Below are 18,540 nucleotides of genomic sequence, written 5' to 3'. Positions count from 1 at the left end.
TTCTGGTGAGGTTTATGCCTGGGGAAACAACACTTGGGGTCAGCTTGGTGATGGTACGACCGAGAATCGTTATTCGCCGGTGCGTGTCGAGGGCCTTCCGGACGTTGTGAGTGTGTCCGCTGGGGAGTCTCATTCTTTGGCAGTGACAAGTGCTGGGGGAGCTTATGCTTGGGGAAGCAACGCTAACTATCAGCTTGGAGATTACTCGAGAGTGGATCGGTACTCTCCGCTGCGTGTCCAGGGGGTGACAGACGTGATAAACGTGTCCGCTGGAAATGGGTATTCTGCGGCTCTGATGAGTTCGGGAGAGGTCCATTCTTGGGGAACCGGAGGAGCGGGACTTTCCGGAGTAACGGGGAATGCTGGGTTCAATCCTCGGCCTGAGCGTGTGGAAGGGTTGGAGGGTGTAGTGAGTGTATCCGCTGGTCTGAGTCATTCTTTGGCGGTGACGAGTGCAGACGGGCTCTATGCATGGGGAGGCAATTGGAATGGCCAGCTTGGTGATGGTGCGACTGAGGACCGCTACCCTCCGGTTCGAGTAGAGGTGGTTACAGATCTGGGCAGCGATTCCTCGGCAGCTTCGGAGGCGGACGGAGTGCTGTTCACCCCTGACCATGATCATCACAGCTGGGTTCCCACAATTGAGGAGGCCCCCTTCGCCCTCACCAGGCAAGCAGCGTAGCGGTAGGTGGAGGTGCTTTCAGCAGGCTGTTGGGATTTCAGTACCCTATAGGGCACTGAAATCCCAACACCGGCCTGATATGCGTACTGCAGGCAACGGGGATGGCTAAGGCTGAGGCTGCTGATCGCGGTGCAGAAGAAACAGCAGGACAACGACGGCGCGACGGTGGAGACGGCCCCGGACGACACCCCCTCAGAGCGGGCGTGAGAGCGTTGATTTGGCATCGGCGAGAAGTCATGACAGTATAGACAAGTTGCTCAGCGGACAGTTATGCCCGCAAAGAGTGAAAAATCCACACACTATACCCGGGACAACGCGGGTGTTGCTGTGCCCAGAGATGAACTGGTGGCATTGAAGCGACACGCCCGACCGCGTGGACCGGACGCCAGCAGCGGGAGCACCCCGAGATTACTCGGATTCACGCTGTTCGGTCAGGCCATAACTGCAGAAGGTGTTTGACAGCTCTTTCTGATGAGTCCTGCGCCCCAGCGCAGATCGCGGCCTGACCGATCTGAGGACGTATTGGAAGCCAAGTCAGAAAGAGGCTCAACGCCATGGCGGGACAGAAAATCCGCATCCGGCTGAAGTCGTATGACCACGAGGTCATCGACACTTCTGCCCGGAAGATCGTCGACACGGTTACGCGCGCAGGCGCTACGGTCGTCGGCCCAGTGCCGCTGCCGACCGAGAAGAACGTCTACACCGTGATTCGTTCACCGCACAAGTACAAGGACTCTCGCGAGCACTTCGAGATGCGCACCCACAAGCGCCTGATCGACATCGTGGATCCGACGCCTAAGGCCGTCGATTCCCTGATGCGTCTCGACCTGCCCGCAGACGTCAACATCGAGATCAAGCTCTAGAAGGGGGTGCTGAGAGAACTATGACCAACATTTCCCGCGTAGACACCACTGTCAAGGGCCTGCTGGGCACGAAGCTCGGCATGACCCAGGTCTGGGACGAAAACAACAACCTCGTTCCGGTCACCGTCATCCAGGCCGACTCCAACGTCGTGACCCAGGTCCGCACCGAAGAGACCGACGGCTACAACGCCGTGCAGATCGGCTTCGGCGCCATCGACCCGCGCAAGGTCACCCAGCCGCTGGCCGGCCACTTCGCCAAGGCCGGGGTCACCCCGCGGCGCCACGTGGTCGAGATCCGCACCGCCGACGCCGGAGAGTACGAGCTCGGTCAGGATCTCCCGGTGGAGACCTTCGAACCGGGCCAGAAGATCGATGTCATTGGCAAGACCAAGGGCAAAGGCTTCGCCGGTGTGATGAAGCGCCACGGCTTCTCCGGCGTGGGCGCCTCCCACGGTGCGCACAAGAACCACCGCAAGGGCGGGGCCATCGGTGGCGCAGCCACCCCGGGCCGCGTCTTCAAAGGGGTCCGTATGGCCGGCCGGATGGGCAACGTCCGCCACACCACGCACAACCTGACCCTCCACGCTGTGGACGCCGAGAAGAACCTGCTGCTGATCAAAGGCGCAGTCCCCGGCCCCAAGGGTGGAGTCATCCTCGTCCGCACCGCTGTGAAGGGAGCATGACGCCATGAGCTCCAAGGTATCTGTTGATCTCCCCGCCGAGATTTTCGACGCAGAGACGAACAACGCCCTGATCCACCAGGTCGTCGTCGCCCAGCAGGCCGCCGCCCGCCAGGGCACGCACAAGACCAAGACCCGCGCCGAGCGTTCAGGCACCACGGCCAAGCCGTTCCGCCAGAAGGGCACCGGCCGCGCACGCCAGGGCTCCATGATCGCCCCGCATATGATCGGTGGCGGTGTGGTGCACGGTCCGCAGCCGCGCAGCTACGCCCAGCGCACCCCGAAGAAGATGAAGGCCGCCGCCCTGCGCGGGGTGCTCTCCGACCGGGCGCGCAACGGACGGATCCACGTGGTCGACTCCCTGGTCACCGGTGAGGCCTCCACCAAGGCCGCCAAGGCCGCGCTGGCCGCCATCGGCGGACAGAACCGCAATTGGCTGCTGGTCCTGGAGCGCAACGACGACGTCAACGCACTGTCAGTGCGCAACCTGTCTGAAGTCCACGCGCTCTACGCCGACCAGCTGAACACCTATGATGTGCTCGTCTCCGACGACGTCGTGTTCACCCAGGCCGGCTATGACGCCTTCCTGGCACACGCCCAGGGCAGCACGAAGGAGGAGGCCAAGTGAGCGTCCTGACCGAGAAGAACCCGCGCGACATCATCATCGCACCGGTGATCTCAGAGAAGTCCTACAACAACATTGATGAGGGTAAGTACACCTTCCTGGTGGCGACCGGGGCTTCCAAGCCTGAGATCAAGAGCGCTGTGGAGAAGATCTTCAGCGTCAAGGTTGAGAAGGTCAACACCGCAAACCGTGAGGGCAAGCGCCGCCGCACCCGCTTCGGCACCGGCAAGCGCAATGACACCAAGCGGGCAATCGTGACCCTCAAAGAGGGTTATGCAATCGACATCTTCGGAGGATCCGCCTGAATAAGGCCGGAACCACTTGATCGAGGAAGAGTAAAAGAACATGGCTATTCGCAATCTCAAGCCGACCACCCCGGGCCAGCGCGGTTCATCGGTGGCCGACTTCGCTGAGATCACCCGGGACACCCCGGAGAAGTCCCTGCTGAAGCCGCTGCACAAGACCGGCGGCCGCAACAGCTCGGGCAAGATCACCACCCGCCACAAGGGCGGCGGACACAAGCGCCAGTACCGCCTGATCGATTTCCGCCGCTCCGACAAGGACGGTGTGCCCGCCAAGGTCGCACACATCGAGTACGACCCCAACCGCACCGCCCGCATCGCGCTGCTGCACTACGCAGACGGTGCCAAGCGCTACATCCTGGCCCCGGCCAAGCTGGTCCAGGGTGCTGCCGTGGAGTCCGGCCCCAACGCCGACATCAAGCCCGGCAACAACCTGCCGCTGCGCAACATCCCGCTGGGTACGGTCATCCACTCCGTGGAGCTGCGCCCCGGCGGCGGCGCCAAGCTCGGCCGCTCGGCCGGTGCCTCCATCCAGCTGGTGGCCCGTGAGGGCAAGTACGCCCAGCTGCGCCTGCCCTCCGGGGAGGTCCGCAACGTGGATGTGCGCTGCCGCGCAACTGTCGGACAGGTCGGCAACGCCGAGCAGTCCAACATCAGCTGGGGCAAGGCCGGACGCAAACGCTGGAAGGGTGTCCGGCCCACCGTCCGCGGTGTGGTCATGAACCCTGTCGACCACCCGCACGGCGGTGGTGAGGGCAAGACCTCCGGCGGACGCCACCCCGTCAACCCCAAGGGCAAGCCCGAGGGCCGTACCCGCCGACCGAACAAGGACAGCGACAAGCTCATCGTGCGTCGCCGTCGTACCAAGAACAAGCGATAGGAGCCTGGAAACATGCCACGGAGCCTGAAGAAGGGCCCCTTCGTTGATCAGCACCTGTACCTCAAGGTCGCCGCTGAGAACGAAAAGGGCACCAAGAACGTCATCAAGACCTGGTCCCGCCGTTCCATGATCATCCCGGACATGCTCGGCCACACCATTGCCGTGCACGACGGACGCAAGCACATCCCCGTGTTCATCACCGAGTCGATGGTCGGGCACAAGCTCGGCGAGTTTGCACAGACCCGGACTTTCCGCGGACACGTGAAGGACGACAGGAAGGGCAAGCGCCGCTGACCCCGGTCAGTGAACGCTTGATCTCCTAGAGAAGACGAGAGAAGGAAAGCAATGGAAGCCAAGGCAATTGCGCGCTATGTGCGTGTGACGCCTATGAAGGCCCGGCGCGTCGTCGACCTTGTCCGCGGCAAGCAGGCCAATGAAGCACTGGCCATTCTGCAGTTCGCCCCCCAGGGCGCCTCAGAGCCGGTCTACAAGGTTGTCGCATCCGCCATGGCCAACGCCCGGCAGCACGCTGACAAGGCAGGGGTCGCCTTCGACGACGACGACTACGTCATCACCGAGGCCCGCGTCGACGAAGGACCCACCATGAAGCGGTTCCGCCCCCGCGCACAGGGACGCGCCTACCGCATCAACAAGCGCACCAGCCACGTGACCATCGTGGTCGGCACAGAAGAGAAAGGTGGAGATCAGTAGTGGGACAGAAGATCAACCCCAATGGTTTCCGTCTGGGCATCACCACTGACCACGTCTCCCACTGGTACGCCGACGGCACTAAGCCGGGGCAGCGCTACAAGGACTTCGTGAAGGAAGATGTTCAGATCCGCGAGCTGCTGGAAAAGAGCGTCGAGCGCGCCGGCATCTCCAAGGTGGAGATCGAGCGCACCCGCGACCGGGTCCGTGTGGACATCCACACTGCCCGCCCGGGCATCGTGATCGGCCGCCGCGGTGCTGAGGCAGACCGTATCCGCAGCGAGCTGGAGAAGCTCACCGGCAAGCAGATCCAGCTGAACATCCTCGAGGTGAAGAACCCCGAGACCGATGCTCAGCTGGTCGCCCAGGGTGTGGCCGAGCAGCTCGCCGCCCGCGTGGCCTTCCGCCGCGCCATGAAGAAGGCCATCTCCTCCGCCATGCGCTCCGGCGCCAAGGGTATCCGTATCCAGTGCGCAGGCCGTCTGGGCGGCGCTGAGATGTCCCGTTCCGAGTTCTACCGCGAAGGCCGTGTGCCGCTGCACACCCTGCGCGCCAACATCGACTTCGGCAAGCACGAGGCCAAGACCACCTTCGGCCGCATCGGCGTGAAGGTCTGGGTCTACAAGGGTGACCTGACCGCCAAGGAACTGGCCGCCCAGCAGGCCTCCCAGCCCTCCGGCCGCGGCCGCGGAGGCGACCGCGGCGGACGCGGCGGAGAGCGCCGTCGTCGTGGAGCAGGCCGTGGGCGCGACGAGGCACCGGCCGCAGCACCTGCCGCTGAAGGAGGGCAGAACTGATGTTGATGCCTAAGCGCGTCAAGTACCGCAAGCCGCACAAGCCCAAGCGCAGCGGCATGGCCAAGGGCGGCACCGAGCTGGCCTTCGGCGAGTACGGCATTCAGGCCCTGGCCCCGGCATACGTGACCAACCGGCAGATCGAGTCGGCACGTATCGCCATGACCCGCCACATCAAGCGTGGTGGCAAGGTCTGGATCAATATCTTCCCCGATCAGCCCATCACCAAGAAGCCGGCCGAAGTCCGCATGGGCTCCGGTAAGGGCTCCCCGGAATGGTGGGTGGCCAACGTCAAGCCCGGACGCGTGATGTTCGAGCTGTCCGGTGTCAGCGATGAGGTCGCCCAGGAGGCCCTGCGTCTGGCAATCCACAAGCTGCCCATGAAGGCACGCGTGATCAGCCGAGAGAGTGGTGAATGATCATGGCAGTCGGATCCAAGGAACTGACCACAGAGAAACTGGCAGAACTCAACGACGCCGAGCTGGGCACCAAGCTCCGCGAGGCCAAGGAAGAGCTGTTCAACCTGCGCTTCCAGTCCGCCACCGGCCAGCTGGAGAACTCAGCTCGCCTCAAGGCCGTCAAGCGTGACATCGCTCGCATCTACACCGTGCTGCGCGAGCGCGAGCTCGGCATCCGCACATCAGTGGGCGCACCTGCTGAGGCCGAAGAGACCGAGGAGGAGTCGGCATGAGCGAAGAGACCACTGAGACCGTCCAGCGGAAGAAGGACCACACCTCCGCTGAGCGCAACTACCGGAAGAACCTGCGCGGCGTCGTCGTCTCCGACAAAATGGAGAAGACGATCGTGGTGGAGGTCGAGGACCGCAAGAAGCACTCCCTGTACGGGAAGGTGATGAAGCGGCACTCGAAGTTCAAGGCTCACGATGAGAACGGCGAGGCCGGCATCGGGGACACCGTGCTGATCTCCGAGACCCGCCCACTGTCGGCCACCAAGCGGTGGCGCCTGGTGCGGATCATCGAAAAGGCCAAGTGATCTCATCGACCGGGCCTCTGGTTCGCTGAAGCGATCAGGGGATCCCAGGCCCGGTCGGCTGCGTGTACCAGCCAGCGGCAGAGGCCCGGAAACTCAGCTTGAGTTTCCGGGCCTTCGTCGTGTAGACTTCTGTAGTTGTGCGCCCGTGTGCGTAGGTTTGCTCCGCCGCGGACAGCGCACCTCCTCCAATGCCGCCTCGGCCATTCATCAATGACGTTGCTTGCACAAGCTGTGGTGTGTGGGAAAGCGGCGGAGGAACTTTTATCAATGCGAGTTCCGCCAGGCTCGGTGACTATGCCGAGAACCAGTAGGACGATAGGAGAAACACGTGATTCAGCAGGAATCGCGGCTGAAGATCGCCGATAACACCGGTGCCAAGGAGATCCTTGTCATCCGTGTGCTGGGCGGATCCGGACGCCGCTATGCAGGCATCGGCGACACCTTCGTCGCCACTGTCAAGGACGCCATCCCCGGGGGCAACGTGAAGAAGGGCGAGGTCGTCAAGGCCGTCGTCGTCCGTTCGCGCAAGAAGACCCGCCGCACCGACGGCTCCTACATCAGCTTCGACGAGAACGCTGCCGTCATCCTCAAGGGTGACACCCCCGAGCCGCGCGGAACCCGTATCTTCGGGCCCGTCGGCCGTGAGCTTCGCGACAAGAGGTTCATGAAGATCGTCTCCCTGGCTCCGGAGGTGCTGTAACCATGGCCAAGATCAAGAAAGACGACCTCGTGCAGGTTCTCAGCGGCAAGGACAAGGGCAAGACCGGCAAAGTTCTGCAGGTGATCCCCAAGAAGGACCGCGTCCTGGTCGAAGGAGTCAACCGGGTCAAGAAGCACCTGCGTGCCGGCCAGTTCGGCCAGACCGAGGGCGGCATCGTTGAGACCGAGGCTCCCCTCCACATCTCCAACGTGGCCGTGGTCGACCCCGAGACCGAGAAGCCCACCCGCGTGGGCTACCGCTTCGAAGAGGTCGACGGCGAACTCAAGAAGGTCCGCTACGCCAAGGCCTCCGGGAAGGAGCTGTCATGACCGAGACTCAGACCAAGATCACCCCCCGCCTGAAGGCCAAGTACCGTGAGGAGATCCGGGAGTCCCTGCAGAACGAGTTCGGCTACTCGAACGTCATGCAGGTTCCAGGTTTGGTGAAGGTCGTGGTGAACATGGGTGTGGGCGAGGCAGCCCGCGACTCCAAGCTCATTCAGGGCGCCATCGAGGACCTCACCAACATCACCGGCCAGAAGCCCAAGGTGACCCGGGCCAAGAAGTCCATCGCGCAGTTCAAACTGCGTGAGGGTCAGGCCATCGGCACCCACGCCACCCTGCGCGGGGACCGGATGTGGGAGTTCCTGGACCGTCTGATCACCCTGGCGCTGCCGCGCATCCGCGACTTCCGGGGCCTGAGCGACAAGCAGTTCGACGGCAACGGCAACTACACCTTCGGGCTCACCGAACAGGCGGTGTTCCACGAAATCGATCAGGACAAGATCGACCGTCCGCGCGGTATGGACATCACTGTGGTGACCACCGCGACCACCGACGACGAAGGCCGGGCGCTGCTGCGCGCACTGGGCTTCCCGTTCAAGACCAACCAGTAATCGCTACGCGGGAGGTCCGCGCACCAAAGCCCCTAGGCCAACCGGCGAGGGGATATCCGGAGCATGGAAACCACCGCGAGGAAGGGCAGAAGCCCCTTATGACAATGACTGACCCAGTCGCAGACATGCTGACTCGTCTGCGCAACGCCAACTCGGCATACCACGACCAGGTCTCGATGCCCAGCTCCAAGCTGAAGGTCCGTATCGCCGACATCCTCAAGGCAGAGGGCTACATCACCGACTGGCGCGAGGACGAGGCCGAGGTCGGCAAGACCCTGGTCATCGACCTGAAGTTCGGGCCGAACCGCGAACGTTCGATCGCCGGCCTCAAGCGCATCTCAAAGCCTGGCCTGCGGGTCTACGCGAAGTCCACCAACCTCCCGCACGTGCTGGGCGGACTGGGCATCGCCATCCTGTCCACGTCCTCCGGTCTGCTCACCGACCGGCAGGCAGGCAAGAAGGGTGTGGGTGGGGAAGTCCTCGCCTACGTCTGGTAACCGGAAGGAGTCGAAGCACTATGTCACGCATCGGTCGTCTTCCGATCACCGTCCCCTCCGGCGTCGAGGTCACCCTCGATGGCCGAGAGATCCGCATCAAAGGCTCCAAGGGCGAGCTGAGCCGCACCCTGGCTGAGGGCATCACCGTCGAGATCGAGGACGGGACCATCACGGTCAGCCGCCCCAACGACGAACGTGAGGCACGCTCGCTGCACGGCCTGACCCGCAGCCTGATCAACAACATGATCATCGGCGTCACCGACGGCTTCACCAAGAAGCTGGAGATCGTCGGCACCGGCTACCGGGTCCAGGCCAAGGGCAGCGACCTCGAGTTCGCCCTCGGCTACTCCCACCCGGTCCCGGTCAGCGCTCCTGAGGGCATCACCTTCACTGTGGAGGGTGCCAACAAGCTGGCAGTCTCCGGAATCGACAAGCAGCAGGTCGGCGAGGTCGCTGCCAACATCCGCAAACTGCGCAAGCCTGACCCCTACAAAGGCAAAGGCGTGCGCTACGAAGGCGAGCAGATTCGCCGCAAGGCCGGAAAGGCAGGTAAGTAAACCATGGCTATCGGTATCAAGGGCAAGTCCAAGTCCGCTGCCCGCGGCCGGCGCCACCTGCGCCTGCGCAAAAAGGTCCACGGCTCCGCTGAGCGTCCGCGCCTGGTGATCAACCGCTCCGCCCGGCACATGGTCGCCCAGATCGTCAACGACATCGAGGGCAAGACCGTGGTCTCCGCCAACACCATGGAAGCTGACCTGCGCAGCTTCGACGGCGACAAGACTGCCAAGGCGAAGAAGATCGGCGAGCTGATCGCTGAGCGCGCCAAAGCTGCCGGCATCGAAGCAGTCGTCTTCGACCGTGGCGGCAACAAGTACCACGGACGTGTGGCTGCTGTTGCCGATGGAGCACGGGAAGGCGGTCTGCAGCTGTGAGTGAGAACGCAACCAATGAGAAGGACTCATCTGTGACTGAGGCCAACCAGAACACCGCCGCTGCTGAGACTGCTGAGCAGAACCAGCCCGCCGGTGGGCAGAAGAACGACTCCCGCGGAGATCGTGGCGGTCGTGGCGAAGGCCGGGGCCGGGGACGTGGCCGCGGTGAAGGCCGTGGCCGGGGCGGACGCGATGAGGACAAAGATAAATTCCTCGAGCGCGTGGTCACCATCAACCGCGTCTCCAAGGTCGTCAAAGGCGGCCGCCGTTTCAGCTTCACCGCCCTGGTGGTCGTCGGCGACGGCGACGGCACTGTGGGTGTGGGCTACGGCAAGGCCAAAGAGGTTCCGGCAGCCATCGCCAAGGGTGTGGAAGAGGCCAAGAAGAACTTCTTCCGCGTCCCGCGCGTGGGCTCCACCATCCCGCACCTGGTCAAGGGCGAGGACGCCGCCGGCGTCGTACTGCTGCGCCCGGCTTCTCCCGGTACCGGTGTGATCGCCGGTGGACCGGTGCGTGCGGTGCTGGAGTGCGCAGGCATCCACGACGTGCTGACCAAGTCCATGGGCTCGGTGAACGCGATCAACATCGTGCACGGCACCATCGACGCCCTCAAGCAGCTCGAGGAGCCCGAAGCCGTCGCCGCCCGCCGCGGCAAGGCCCTCGACGAGGTGGCACCGGCTCCAATGCTGCGGACTATGGCCGCAGACCGCGAAGCCCGTACACAGAAGGCAGGTGCATGATGGCAACCAGCGTCCAGTACAGCACTGCAAAGGATCTGAAGGTTTCCGACGCCAAGCTGGAGATCACCCAGACCAAGTCCACTATCGGCGCCAAGCCCAAGCACCGGGAGACCGTGCGTTCTCTGGGCTTGAAGCGCATCGGCCACACTGTGGTTCGCGATGCCGACGCCGTGACCGTGGGGATGCTCAACACCGTGAAGCATCTTGTCAACGTTGAGGAGGCCAAGTGATGGCAGAGAACACTCCTGCCGAGTCGCAAGTCCTGAAGCTGCATGACCTGAAGCCTGCCCCCGGCTCCAAGAAGGCCCGCCAGCGCGTGGGCCGTGGTGAAGGGTCCAAGGGTAAGACTGCTGGCCGAGGCACTAAGGGAACCAAGGCTCGCTACCAGGTGCGCCCAGGCTTCGAGGGTGGTCAGCTTCCGCTGCATATGCGCCTTCCGAAGCTGCGCGGCTTCAAGAGCCCCTTCCGTGTGGAGTACTCCCCGGTCAACCTGACCAAGCTGGGAGAGCTCTACCCCGAGGGCGGCGAGGTCACTGCTGAGGACCTGATCTCCAAGGGTGTTGCCCGCAAGGGCAAGCCGGTGAAGATTCTCGGCTCCGGTGACATCTCTGTGGCGGTCACTGTGAAGGCTCACGCCTTCTCGTCCACCGCTGAGGAGAAGATCAATACCGCTGGCGGCTCCGTGGAGAAGCTGCCCCTGAAGAGCGCTCCGGCCGCGGAGTGAGCTTCAGCATCTGATATGTGACTCAGCCCCCGCCCCAACGAGCGGGGGCTGAGCACTTTCACCACGATTCTTGCCCTGCCGCCGTGCCGGGTTAGGATGACTGATTGTGTGGTCGGCACATTTGACACGCCGCGCCAAAGAGGAGGACGCTTGTTCAGCGCAATTGCCAGGGTTTTCGCATCGCCTGATCTGCGCATGAAGATCCTGTTCACACTAGGGATCATCACGATCTACCGGATCGGGGCCTTTGTCCCTGCACCCGGTGTGGACTACAACGGTGTGCAGCGGTGCCTTCAGCTGGGCAATACCGAAGGCGGACTCTACGCCTTTGTGAACATGTTCTCCGGCGGGGCGATGCTCCAGGTATCGGTCTTCGCCCTCGGCATCATGCCCTACATCACCGCGGCGATCATCGTCCAGCTGCTGCGGGTGGTGATCCCCCGCTTCGAAGCGCTCCAGCGCGAAGGCGCTCAGGGTCAGGCCAAGCTCACCCAATACACCCGGTATCTCACCCTCGCCCTGGCCACGCTGAACGCCACGGTGCTGGTCACCATGGCGCGCTCCGGTGCCCTGCTGGGCTGCGAACCGGGTGAGATCATCCCCGACGACTCCCTGGCTGTCATTCTGCTGATGATCCTGGTGATGACCACCGGTGTGGCCATGATCATGTGGCTGGGTGAGCAGATCACCGAGCGCGGCGTCGGCAACGGCATGTCCATCCTGATCTTCGTGGCCATCGCAGCAGGCTTCCCCGGCTCCATGCGCCAGATCTGGGTCGAGCAGGACTGGCGAGTCTTCACCGCCGTGGTGGTCATCGGCCTGTGTCTGATCGCCGCTATCGTTTTCGTCGAGCAGTCCCAACGCAGGGTCCCGGTGCAGTACGCGAAGAAGCAGATCGGCCGGCGCACCGTGGGAGGCACCAGCACCTACATTCCGATCAAGGTCAACATGGCCGGTGTGATCCCGGTGATCTTCTCCTCCTCAGTGCTGATGCTCCCTTCGGTGGCCATGCAGTTCAACCAGCCGGCCCCCGGCGAGGAGCCCTCGCAGATCTTCGTCTTCCTGAGTCAGTACTTCGACGGCGCGCATCCGGTCTACATGGCGACCTTCTTCCTGATGACCGTCGGGTTCACCTACTTCTACGTCTCGATCACGTTCAACCCCAACGAGGTCGCGGAGAACATGCGGAAATACGGCGGATTCATCCCCGGCATCCGCGCGGGCAGGCCCACCGAGGGGTATCTGGCCTATGTGATCAGCCGCATCACCTTCCCGGGCTCGCTCTACCTGGGCTTTGTGGCGCTGATTCCGCTGATCGCCTTCGTGCTCATCGGGGCGGATCAGAACTTCCCGTTCGGCGGTACCTCTATCCTGATTATGGTCGGTGTTGGTCTCACCACGGTGAAACAGATCAGCGCTCAGATGGAACAACACAACTATGAAGGGCTGCTGCGATGACGCGAATGCTGATTGTTGGACCGCAGGGTTCAGGCAAGGGAACCCAGGCCAAGCTGATCTCAGAGAAGCTGGGCATCGTCGCCATCTCCACCGGTGACATCTTCCGCGCCAATATCAAGGGCGAGACCGAGCTGGGCAAGGAAGCCAAGAAGTACGTCGACGCCGGGGATCTGGTCCCTGACTCACTGACCAACCGGCTGGTGGAGGACCGGCTGGGCTGGGACGATGCCGCCGAGGGCTTCCTGCTGGACGGCTACCCCCGCAACCGTACCCAGGCAGCGACTCTCGATGAGATGCTGGCACGTCTTGATGTGGATCTGGACGTGGTGCTGGAGCTCACCGCTGACACCGAGGAGTTGACCCAGCGCATCAAGAAGCGCGCCGAGATCGAGGGCCGTGAGGACGACGCCGACGAGAACGTCATCCGCCGCCGCCTGGAGCTCTTCGAGAAGGAGACCCGCCCGATGATTGACGAGTTCACCACTCGCGGACTGGTCAAGCAGGTCGACGGCCTCGGCGCCGTGGAGGACGTCAACGCCCGGATCCTGGAAGCGCTGAAGGGCTAAGTGCTGTCCCGCACCCGGATCGAGCTGAAGTCTGAGGAGCAGCTGCGGCAGATGGACGCCGCAGGCGCAGTCCTCTCCGGTGCCCTGGACGCCACCGTCGCTGCGGCCGCCCCTGGAGTGACCACCGGCGAGCTCAATGAGGTGTTCGCCGAGTACATCACCGCCCGCGGGGCGAAGCCGAACTTCCTGAACTACCATGGGTTTCCCGGCTATATCTGCGCTTCGGTCAATGAGGAGATCGTCCACGGCATCCCCGGTGACCGGGTGCTGGAGTCTGGTGACGTCCTCAAGATCGACGGCGGCTGCATTGTGGCCGGATGGCATTCCGATTCAGCCCGCACGGTGATCCTCGGCTCCAGCGCGGAGGGCACGGCCGACCCGGAGGACGAGCGGCTCTCGGAGATCACTCAGGCTGCGCTCTGGCGCGGAATCGCGGCCTTCGCCACCGCCAAGCACGTCGGCGAGATCGGCGAGGCGATTGAGGACTATGTGACCTCCCAGCCGGGCAAGCCTCTGGGCATCCTGGAGGAGTACGTGGGCCACGGCATCGGCTCAGCCATGCATATGGCACCGGATGTGTTCAACTATGCCACCGGCATGAAGGGCGCCAAGGTCAAGCCTGGTATGGCCCTGGCCATCGAACCCATGCTGGTGCGCGGCAGCATCGACACCAAGGTTCTCGACGACGACTGGACCGTGGTCAGCACCGACGGTGCCCGCTCCAGCCAGTGGGAGCACTCGGTGGCCCGGCACCGCAACGGCATGTGGGTCCTCACCGCAGACGACGGCGGCGCATCCGAGCTGGAGCCCCTGGGCGTCACCCCGGTCCCGATCCCCAACTGAGGACCATTCCCGGCGATTGGCGCGGCGGGCTTGACTCCGGTAGAGTTATCTGTTGGTTGTCTCTGCGGTCCTGTGCGCCCGCGAGGCTCTGAAGCAAAAACCCAGATCCCCTGAATCCTCCGGCGTCGTCGTCATTCTATGCCGTATGCGCCGGTCAGTGAAGGGGATCGCGATCGGTGTGTGGAGAGTATGGGGAAAAAAGAAGGCGTCATCGAGGTTGAGGGCTCAGTAGTTGAAGCTCTGCCCAATGCAATGTTCCGGGTCAAGCTGGAGAACGACCACGTTGTCCTGGCCACCATCTCGGGCAAGATGCGCCAGCACTACATCCGCATCCTGCCCGAGGACCGGGTGGTAGTGGAGATGAGTCCCTATGACCTCAACCGCGGCCGCATCGTCTACCGCTACAAATAAGCAAGAGTAGGAGAACCGCAATGAAGGTTCAGCCGAGCGTCAAGCCGATCTGCTCAGACTGCAAGACCATCCGCCGTGGTGGTGTGGTCCGAGTGATCTGCAAGAACCCGCGCCACAAGCAGCGGCAGGGCTGAAGCGGCGCCACCGCGCCGACCAGCCTGAACGGACAGTATGTGTGGGGACTTCCCCGCACCTCCGGCATGAAGGGCCGGGCATCATCAGATGCTCACCCGGCAGGACGGAGAACTGTCCGGCAAGATACAGCTCAATACAGAGATAGCAGTGCAGCTCGCGGATGAGCTGGCGAGCACACCTCCGGTTCCCGAAGGCCGGAGACCTGACGACGGCGCCCCCTCCGGCGCCAGGACCCGCGCTCTCACCTGGAGAGACGGGCTCCCGTTGGGGTCGCGCTGCTGAAGACCTTCGGAAGAACACAAGGAGGACTGCCGCATGGCACGTCTGGCTGGTGTCGACATCCCGCGCGAAAAGCGCACGGTGATCGCACTTACCTACATCTACGGCGTGGGCCGCACCCGCGCCGAGCAGGTCCTTGAGGCCACTGGTGTGGACCCCAACACCCGCGTGAAGGACCTGACTGACGAACAGCTGGTTGCTCTGCGCGACTACATCGAAGGCAGCTTCACGGTCGAGGGCGACCTTCGCCGTGAAGTCTCCGCTGACATCCGCCGCAAGGTCGAGATCGGCTCCTACCAGGGCCTGCGCCACCGCCGCGGCCTGCCCGTCCGGGGTCAGCGCACCAAAACCAACGCCCGCTCCCGCAAGGGTCCGAAGCGGACCGTCGCAGGCAAGAAGAAGTAGTCAGGAGTTCCAATGCCCCCCAAGACTCGTACTGCGGCGCGCAAGCCACGCCGCCGCGCATCGAAGAACATCACCCACGGTCACGCCCACATCAAGTCGACCTTCAACAACACCATCGTCTCCATCACCGACACCACCGGCGCGGTCGTCTCCTGGGCCTCCTCGGGCGAAGTCGGGCACAAGGGCTCCCGCAAGTCCACCCCCTACGCCGCGCAACAGGCTGCTGAGCAGGCCGCCAAGCGCGCCCAGGAGCACGGGATGAAGAAGGTTGACGTCTTCGTCAAGGGCCCCGGCTCCGGACGCGAGACCGCCATCCGTTCGCTGCAGGCCGCAGGGCTGGAGGTCGGCTCCATCTCCGACGTCACACCTTCGGCCCACAACGGTTGCCGCCCGCCCAAGCGCCGTCGCGTCTGACGCGGCTTCCTTAACCAAGCCCTTCACAGCCGATCGGCGACTATCGCTGCCAACCTCAGGTGGCGGCGTCGTCGGTCGGAAGACCACTGAAAAAGAATGCGTCATATAGCGGATGCACTCTGAAAGGAATCACCAGTGCTCATTGCACAGCGCCCCACGCTGACTGAAGAAGTCGTCGACGAAAACCGCTCCCGCTTCACCATCGAGCCGCTCGAGCCCGGCTTCGGATACACCCTGGGCAACTCACTGCGCCGGACCCTGCTGTCCTCGATCCCCGGCGCGGCCGTGACCAGCATTCGGATCGACGGCGTCCTCCACGAGTTCAGCACCCTTACCGGTGCCAAGGAGGACGTCACCGAGCTGGTGCTCAACATCAAGAAGCTCTCCGTCTCCTCCGAGCACGACGAGCCCGTGGTCGCCTACCTCCGCAAGGAGGGCCCCGGCCCGGTCACCGCCGCCGACATCACCCCGCCGGCCGGTGTGGAGTTCCACAATCCGGAGCAGCAGCTGCTGACCCTTAACGATGACGGCAAGCTGGACCTGGAGCTCACCATTGAGCGCGGCCGCGGCTACGTCTCGGCGGCTTTGAACAAGCTGGAGGACTCCGAGATCGGCCGTATCCCGGTGGACTCCATCTACTCCCCGGTGGCCAAGGTCAGCTACAAGGTCGAGGCCACCCGTGTGGAGCAGCGCACCGACTTCGACAAGCTGACCATCGATGTGGAGGCCAAGCCTTCCCTGGCCCCGCGCGACGCCCTGGCCTCGGCCGGCTCCACCCTAGTGGAGCTCTTCGGCCTGGCCAAGGAGCTCAACATCGCCGCCGAGGGCATCGAGATCGGGCCATCCCCGACCGACGCCGCCCTGGCCGCCGATATGGCTCTGCCGATTGAGGACCTGGAGCTCACCGTGCGCTCCTACAACTGCCTCAAGCGCGAGGGCATCCACACCATCGGCGAGCTCACCGCCCGCTCCGAGGCCGACCTGATGGACATCCGGAACTTCGGCGCCAAGTCCATCGACGAGGTCAAGGAGAAGCTGGTCGAGTACAACCTCCAGCTGAAGGACTCCCCGGAGGGCTTCGACCCGACGGCCGCCCGGTTCGCCGCTGAAGAGGGCGAGTACGACGACGAGGCCGACCCTCAGTTTTCCAACTGAGCCGCAGCTACCAGATATTCGTGCTCGCTGACACGGTGAGCGCATTCCACAAGGAGTAAGAGACCATGCCAACCCCCACTAAGGGACCGCGCCTGGGCGGCAGCCCGGCGCACGAGAAGCAGATCATGGCGAACCTGGCCGCCAGCCTGTTCGAGCACCGCTCGATCACCACCACCGTCACCAAGGCCAAGCGGCTTCGCCCCTATGCTGAGCGGCTGATCACTCTGGCCAAGAAGGGTGACCTGGCGGCACGCCGTCAGGTGGTGGCCAAGATCAGTGCGTCCAACGCCACCAACCAGGCCATCGTCCACGAGCTCTTCACCGTGATCGCTCCGGCCATGGCTGAGCGTGCCGGCGGCTACACCCGCATCACCAAGATCGGCAACCGCAAGGGGGACAACGCCCCGATGGCTGTCATCGAGCTGGTGCTGGAGCCTGTCTCACCGAAGCAGCAGGTGGTCCGCGACGCTGAGGCCACTGCCGCCGCAGCGGCACCGGCTGAGGCTGAGAGCCCTGAGTCTGCTGACTCGGTCGATTCAGCAGACTCCGCGGATTCGCCGGAGTCCCCCGCCTCTGCTGACTCCCCGGAGTCCGCTGATTCTGCGGACTCTGCCGATGAGGCCGCAGCCGAGACGACTGACGAGGTCTCCGGCGAAGCTGCCGCTGAGGAGTCCGACCAGGACAAGTAAGCCTCACCCTCTTCACTGCCAGGACTGCCCCCGACCGAACAGGTTGGGGGCAGCCCTGCGTCTGGGGCCACTTGTCGTGGGCCTTTCGGGTTTTCGTGGCGCTATAGCCCTACGACTCTTCGAAAGGCCCACGACAACTGGAGATCAGAGGGGAATCAACGCCAGGGGTGGAGGAAGTAAAGTGAGGCCATGCCGCGGATACGACTGGACTTGGCCTATGACGGCAATGCCTATAGGGGTTGGGCGCATCAGCCTGGGCTGCGCACTGTTGAGGGCGTGCTGCGCCAGGCACTGGCCACGATCATCCGGCGGGACGTCCCGGTGGTGGTCGCCGGCCGTACCGATGCCGGGGTTCACGCCCGCGGCCAGGTGGTGCACCTGCATCTGGAGCCGCAGGAGCGGGAGTATGCAGCCCGCGGCCGGGATATTGAACCAGAGGAAGCTCTGCTCCGTCGGCTCAACGGAGTGCTGGGCCGTGAGGACGGCGCTGTGGTGGTGCATGCGGTCACCACCGTGCCGCAGGACTTCGACGCACGGTTCTCCGCACTGACCCGCACCTATACCTACCGGATCGCAGACCGCCGCCAGCTCTGGGATCCGCTGCGACGCACTGACACCGCCTGGGTCCGCCGGGCGTTGGATGAAGAGCTGATGGATGCCGAAGCCACCAGCGTGCTGGGTCTCCATGACTTTGGCAGCTTCTGCCGGCCCCGGGAGAATGCCACCACCATCCGAGAACTGACTGAGTTCAGCATCACCCGCGGCAGCGACGCGGTGATCTCGGCGCAGATCACCGCTGATGCCTTCTGCCACCACATGGTCCGAGCTCTGATCGGAGCCTGTATCGATGTGGGGGAGCGACGCCGCGAACCCGGTTGGCTCTTCTCCCGCCTGAGCGAACCGTCCTGGGACGAACGTGTCCGGCTGGCCCCGCCCCAGGGATTGGTGTTGGAACGGGTGGAGTATCCGGCCGAGGATCAGCTGGCTGAGCGGGCCGAGCAGACTCGGGCGCGGCGGTAGTCCAGCCCGCTGAGCGGTGCCTATGCTGTCCCATCAGCTGTCGCTTACGCTCACGGCTTTCAATCGCCTGCCTGCGCAGCAGGCAACCCTCAATCGCCTCGGGAACGCTTGCGCAAGCGCAACATTCCGCTCGGCTCAATCGGGTCTCGG

31 protein-coding genes are annotated in these 18,540 nt (G+C 63.8%); all 31 read left to right on the top strand.

What is annotated here, in order from left to right; genetic code table 11:
• Positions 1-682, top strand: a 682-nt coding sequence (locus DVO78_RS18355; protein WP_420799053.1) for an RCC1 domain-containing protein, incomplete at its 5' end; no start/stop codon positions are given.
• 554 nt (positions 683-1,236) lie between these two features.
• Complete coding sequence (gene rpsJ, locus DVO78_RS04915) at positions 1,237-1,545, top strand: 30S ribosomal protein S10 (RefSeq protein WP_119902480.1); 309 nt, start codon at positions 1,237-1,239, stop codon at positions 1,543-1,545.
• A gap of 20 nt (positions 1,546-1,565) precedes the next feature.
• On the top strand, positions 1,566-2,228 hold the full coding sequence (gene rplC, locus DVO78_RS04910) for a 50S ribosomal protein L3 (RefSeq protein WP_120003692.1): 663 nt from the start codon (positions 1,566-1,568) through the stop codon (positions 2,226-2,228).
• Positions 2,229-2,232: 4 nt separating this feature from the next.
• On the top strand, positions 2,233-2,853 hold the full coding sequence (gene rplD / locus DVO78_RS04905; protein ID WP_120003691.1) for a 50S ribosomal protein L4: 621 nt from the start codon (positions 2,233-2,235) through the stop codon (positions 2,851-2,853).
• Complete coding sequence (gene rplW / locus DVO78_RS04900) at positions 2,850-3,155, top strand: 50S ribosomal protein L23 (protein ID WP_120003690.1); 306 nt, start codon at positions 2,850-2,852, stop codon at positions 3,153-3,155. Before rplD ends, rplW begins: the two co-directional genes overlap by 4 nt.
• 40 nt (positions 3,156-3,195) lie before the next feature.
• Positions 3,196-4,032 (top strand): 50S ribosomal protein L2, encoded by an 837-nt coding sequence (rplB, locus tag DVO78_RS04895; RefSeq protein WP_120003689.1) that lies wholly within the window; start codon positions 3,196-3,198, stop codon positions 4,030-4,032.
• A gap of 12 nt (positions 4,033-4,044) precedes the next feature.
• Positions 4,045-4,326 (top strand): 30S ribosomal protein S19, encoded by a 282-nt coding sequence (gene rpsS / locus DVO78_RS04890; RefSeq protein ID WP_120003688.1) that lies wholly within the window; start codon positions 4,045-4,047, stop codon positions 4,324-4,326.
• Positions 4,327-4,377: 51 nt separating this feature from the next.
• Positions 4,378-4,743, top strand: a complete 366-nt coding sequence (rplV, locus tag DVO78_RS04885; protein ID WP_120003687.1) for a 50S ribosomal protein L22 — start codon at positions 4,378-4,380, stop codon at positions 4,741-4,743.
• A complete protein-coding gene (rpsC, locus tag DVO78_RS04880; protein ID WP_120003686.1) occupies positions 4,743-5,537 on the top strand; it encodes a 30S ribosomal protein S3 in 795 nt (264 codons plus the stop codon). Before rplV ends, rpsC begins: the two co-directional genes overlap by 1 nt.
• A complete protein-coding gene (gene rplP, locus DVO78_RS04875; protein ID WP_120003685.1) occupies positions 5,537-5,953 on the top strand; it encodes a 50S ribosomal protein L16 in 417 nt (138 codons plus the stop codon). The genes rpsC and rplP overlap by 1 nt, the downstream gene beginning before the upstream one ends.
• Before the next feature lie 2 nt (positions 5,954-5,955).
• Positions 5,956-6,225, top strand: a complete 270-nt coding sequence (gene rpmC, locus DVO78_RS04870; protein WP_120003708.1) for a 50S ribosomal protein L29 — start codon at positions 5,956-5,958, stop codon at positions 6,223-6,225.
• Positions 6,222-6,527 (top strand): 30S ribosomal protein S17, encoded by a 306-nt coding sequence (gene rpsQ, locus DVO78_RS04865; protein WP_120003684.1) that lies wholly within the window; start codon positions 6,222-6,224, stop codon positions 6,525-6,527. The genes rpmC and rpsQ overlap by 4 nt, the downstream gene beginning before the upstream one ends.
• Positions 6,528-6,855: 328 nt before the next feature.
• The gene (gene rplN / locus DVO78_RS04860; RefSeq protein WP_119902490.1) at positions 6,856-7,227 is read left to right on the top strand and encodes a 50S ribosomal protein L14; all 372 of its coding nucleotides are present in this window, start codon (positions 6,856-6,858) and stop codon (positions 7,225-7,227) included.
• Positions 7,228-7,229: 2 nt separating this feature from the next.
• Positions 7,230-7,556 (top strand): 50S ribosomal protein L24, encoded by a 327-nt coding sequence (gene rplX, locus DVO78_RS04855; protein WP_120003683.1) that lies wholly within the window; start codon positions 7,230-7,232, stop codon positions 7,554-7,556.
• Complete coding sequence (gene rplE, locus DVO78_RS04850; protein WP_120003682.1) at positions 7,553-8,122, top strand: 50S ribosomal protein L5; 570 nt, start codon at positions 7,553-7,555, stop codon at positions 8,120-8,122. The genes rplX and rplE overlap by 4 nt, the downstream gene beginning before the upstream one ends.
• Positions 8,123-8,220: 98 nt before the next feature.
• Positions 8,221-8,619, top strand: coding sequence for a 30S ribosomal protein S8 (rpsH, locus tag DVO78_RS04845; RefSeq protein WP_120003681.1), 399 nt, complete (start codon positions 8,221-8,223; stop codon positions 8,617-8,619).
• Positions 8,620-8,639: 20 nt separating this feature from the next.
• Positions 8,640-9,176, top strand: coding sequence for a 50S ribosomal protein L6 (rplF, locus tag DVO78_RS04840; RefSeq protein ID WP_120003680.1), 537 nt, complete (start codon positions 8,640-8,642; stop codon positions 9,174-9,176).
• Between the two features lie 3 nt (positions 9,177-9,179).
• The gene (rplR, locus tag DVO78_RS04835; RefSeq protein WP_120003679.1) at positions 9,180-9,551 is read left to right on the top strand and encodes a 50S ribosomal protein L18; all 372 of its coding nucleotides are present in this window, start codon (positions 9,180-9,182) and stop codon (positions 9,549-9,551) included.
• Complete coding sequence (rpsE, locus tag DVO78_RS04830) at positions 9,548-10,291, top strand: 30S ribosomal protein S5 (protein WP_120003678.1); 744 nt, start codon at positions 9,548-9,550, stop codon at positions 10,289-10,291. The genes rplR and rpsE overlap by 4 nt, the downstream gene beginning before the upstream one ends.
• Positions 10,291-10,521 (top strand): 50S ribosomal protein L30, encoded by a 231-nt coding sequence (rpmD, locus tag DVO78_RS04825; protein WP_120003677.1) that lies wholly within the window; start codon positions 10,291-10,293, stop codon positions 10,519-10,521. The genes rpsE and rpmD overlap by 1 nt, the downstream gene beginning before the upstream one ends.
• Positions 10,521-11,015, top strand: a complete 495-nt coding sequence (gene rplO / locus DVO78_RS04820) for a 50S ribosomal protein L15 (RefSeq protein ID WP_120003676.1) — start codon at positions 10,521-10,523, stop codon at positions 11,013-11,015. The genes rpmD and rplO overlap by 1 nt, the downstream gene beginning before the upstream one ends.
• A gap of 150 nt (positions 11,016-11,165) precedes the next feature.
• Positions 11,166-12,473, top strand: coding sequence for a preprotein translocase subunit SecY (secY, locus tag DVO78_RS04815; protein ID WP_120003675.1), 1,308 nt, complete (start codon positions 11,166-11,168; stop codon positions 12,471-12,473).
• Positions 12,470-13,039, top strand: a complete 570-nt coding sequence (locus DVO78_RS04810) for an adenylate kinase (protein WP_120003674.1) — start codon at positions 12,470-12,472, stop codon at positions 13,037-13,039. The genes secY and DVO78_RS04810 overlap by 4 nt, the downstream gene beginning before the upstream one ends.
• A complete protein-coding gene (gene map, locus DVO78_RS04805; protein WP_120003673.1) occupies positions 13,040-13,882 on the top strand; it encodes a type I methionyl aminopeptidase in 843 nt (280 codons plus the stop codon).
• Positions 13,883-14,071: 189 nt separating this feature from the next.
• Positions 14,072-14,293 (top strand): translation initiation factor IF-1, encoded by a 222-nt coding sequence (gene infA, locus DVO78_RS04800; protein WP_044493914.1) that lies wholly within the window; start codon positions 14,072-14,074, stop codon positions 14,291-14,293.
• A 20-nt stretch (positions 14,294-14,313) separates the two neighbouring features.
• Positions 14,314-14,427 (top strand): 50S ribosomal protein L36, encoded by a 114-nt coding sequence (gene rpmJ / locus DVO78_RS04795; protein WP_044493916.1) that lies wholly within the window; start codon positions 14,314-14,316, stop codon positions 14,425-14,427.
• A gap of 316 nt (positions 14,428-14,743) precedes the next feature.
• Positions 14,744-15,112: a 30S ribosomal protein S13 gene (gene rpsM, locus DVO78_RS04785; RefSeq protein WP_120003671.1), complete on the top strand. Its 369-nt coding sequence runs from the start codon at positions 14,744-14,746 to the stop codon at positions 15,110-15,112.
• A gap of 12 nt (positions 15,113-15,124) precedes the next feature.
• A complete protein-coding gene (gene rpsK / locus DVO78_RS04780) occupies positions 15,125-15,526 on the top strand; it encodes a 30S ribosomal protein S11 (protein WP_120003670.1) in 402 nt (133 codons plus the stop codon).
• 135 nt (positions 15,527-15,661) lie between these two features.
• Positions 15,662-16,681: a DNA-directed RNA polymerase subunit alpha gene (locus DVO78_RS04775; RefSeq protein ID WP_120003669.1), complete on the top strand. Its 1,020-nt coding sequence runs from the start codon at positions 15,662-15,664 to the stop codon at positions 16,679-16,681.
• 65 nt (positions 16,682-16,746) lie between these two features.
• Complete coding sequence (rplQ, locus tag DVO78_RS04770; protein ID WP_120003668.1) at positions 16,747-17,370, top strand: 50S ribosomal protein L17; 624 nt, start codon at positions 16,747-16,749, stop codon at positions 17,368-17,370.
• 189 nt (positions 17,371-17,559) lie between these two features.
• A complete protein-coding gene (gene truA / locus DVO78_RS04765; RefSeq protein WP_120003667.1) occupies positions 17,560-18,390 on the top strand; it encodes a tRNA pseudouridine(38-40) synthase TruA in 831 nt (276 codons plus the stop codon).
• Positions 18,391-18,540: the final 150 nt, after the last annotated feature.

Source organism: Nesterenkonia muleiensis (assembly GCF_003600155.1).
Lineage (GTDB): Bacteria > Actinomycetota > Actinomycetes > Actinomycetales > Micrococcaceae > Nesterenkonia > Nesterenkonia muleiensis.
Note: the sequence above shows the minus strand (reverse complement) of the source record. Positions and strands in the feature narration are given on the sequence as shown.

Bases quoted from the DNA above. Each gene is read 5' to 3' on its own strand.
- rpsJ (WP_119902480.1), top strand. From the start codon at position 1,237: ATGGCGGGACAGAAAATCCGCATCCGGCTGAAGTCGTATGACCACGAG.
- rplC (WP_120003692.1), top strand. From the start codon at position 1,566: ATGACCAACATTTCCCGCGTAGACACCACTGTCAAGGGCCTGCTGGGC.
- rplD (WP_120003691.1), top strand. From the start codon at position 2,233: ATGAGCTCCAAGGTATCTGTTGATCTCCCCGCCGAGATTTTCGACGCA.
- rplB (WP_120003689.1), top strand. From the start codon at position 3,196: ATGGCTATTCGCAATCTCAAGCCGACCACCCCGGGCCAGCGCGGTTCA.
- rpsS (WP_120003688.1), top strand. From the start codon at position 4,045: ATGCCACGGAGCCTGAAGAAGGGCCCCTTCGTTGATCAGCACCTGTAC.
- rplV (WP_120003687.1), top strand. From the start codon at position 4,378: ATGGAAGCCAAGGCAATTGCGCGCTATGTGCGTGTGACGCCTATGAAG.
- rplP (WP_120003685.1), top strand. From the start codon at position 5,537: ATGTTGATGCCTAAGCGCGTCAAGTACCGCAAGCCGCACAAGCCCAAG.
- rpmC (WP_120003708.1), top strand. From the start codon at position 5,956: ATGGCAGTCGGATCCAAGGAACTGACCACAGAGAAACTGGCAGAACTC.
- rpsQ (WP_120003684.1), top strand. From the start codon at position 6,222: ATGAGCGAAGAGACCACTGAGACCGTCCAGCGGAAGAAGGACCACACC.
- rplX (WP_120003683.1), top strand. From the start codon at position 7,230: ATGGCCAAGATCAAGAAAGACGACCTCGTGCAGGTTCTCAGCGGCAAG.
- rplE (WP_120003682.1), top strand. From the start codon at position 7,553: ATGACCGAGACTCAGACCAAGATCACCCCCCGCCTGAAGGCCAAGTAC.
- rpsH (WP_120003681.1), top strand. From the start codon at position 8,221: ATGACAATGACTGACCCAGTCGCAGACATGCTGACTCGTCTGCGCAAC.
- rplF (WP_120003680.1), top strand. From the start codon at position 8,640: ATGTCACGCATCGGTCGTCTTCCGATCACCGTCCCCTCCGGCGTCGAG.
- rplR (WP_120003679.1), top strand. From the start codon at position 9,180: ATGGCTATCGGTATCAAGGGCAAGTCCAAGTCCGCTGCCCGCGGCCGG.
- rpmD (WP_120003677.1), top strand. From the start codon at position 10,291: ATGGCAACCAGCGTCCAGTACAGCACTGCAAAGGATCTGAAGGTTTCC.
- rplO (WP_120003676.1), top strand. From the start codon at position 10,521: ATGGCAGAGAACACTCCTGCCGAGTCGCAAGTCCTGAAGCTGCATGAC.
- DVO78_RS04810 (WP_120003674.1), top strand. From the start codon at position 12,470: ATGACGCGAATGCTGATTGTTGGACCGCAGGGTTCAGGCAAGGGAACC.
- infA (WP_044493914.1), top strand. From the start codon at position 14,072: ATGGGGAAAAAAGAAGGCGTCATCGAGGTTGAGGGCTCAGTAGTTGAA.
- rpmJ (WP_044493916.1), top strand. From the start codon at position 14,314: ATGAAGGTTCAGCCGAGCGTCAAGCCGATCTGCTCAGACTGCAAGACC.
- rpsM (WP_120003671.1), top strand. From the start codon at position 14,744: ATGGCACGTCTGGCTGGTGTCGACATCCCGCGCGAAAAGCGCACGGTG.
- rpsK (WP_120003670.1), top strand. From the start codon at position 15,125: ATGCCCCCCAAGACTCGTACTGCGGCGCGCAAGCCACGCCGCCGCGCA.
- rplQ (WP_120003668.1), top strand. From the start codon at position 16,747: ATGCCAACCCCCACTAAGGGACCGCGCCTGGGCGGCAGCCCGGCGCAC.
- truA (WP_120003667.1), top strand. From the start codon at position 17,560: ATGCCGCGGATACGACTGGACTTGGCCTATGACGGCAATGCCTATAGG.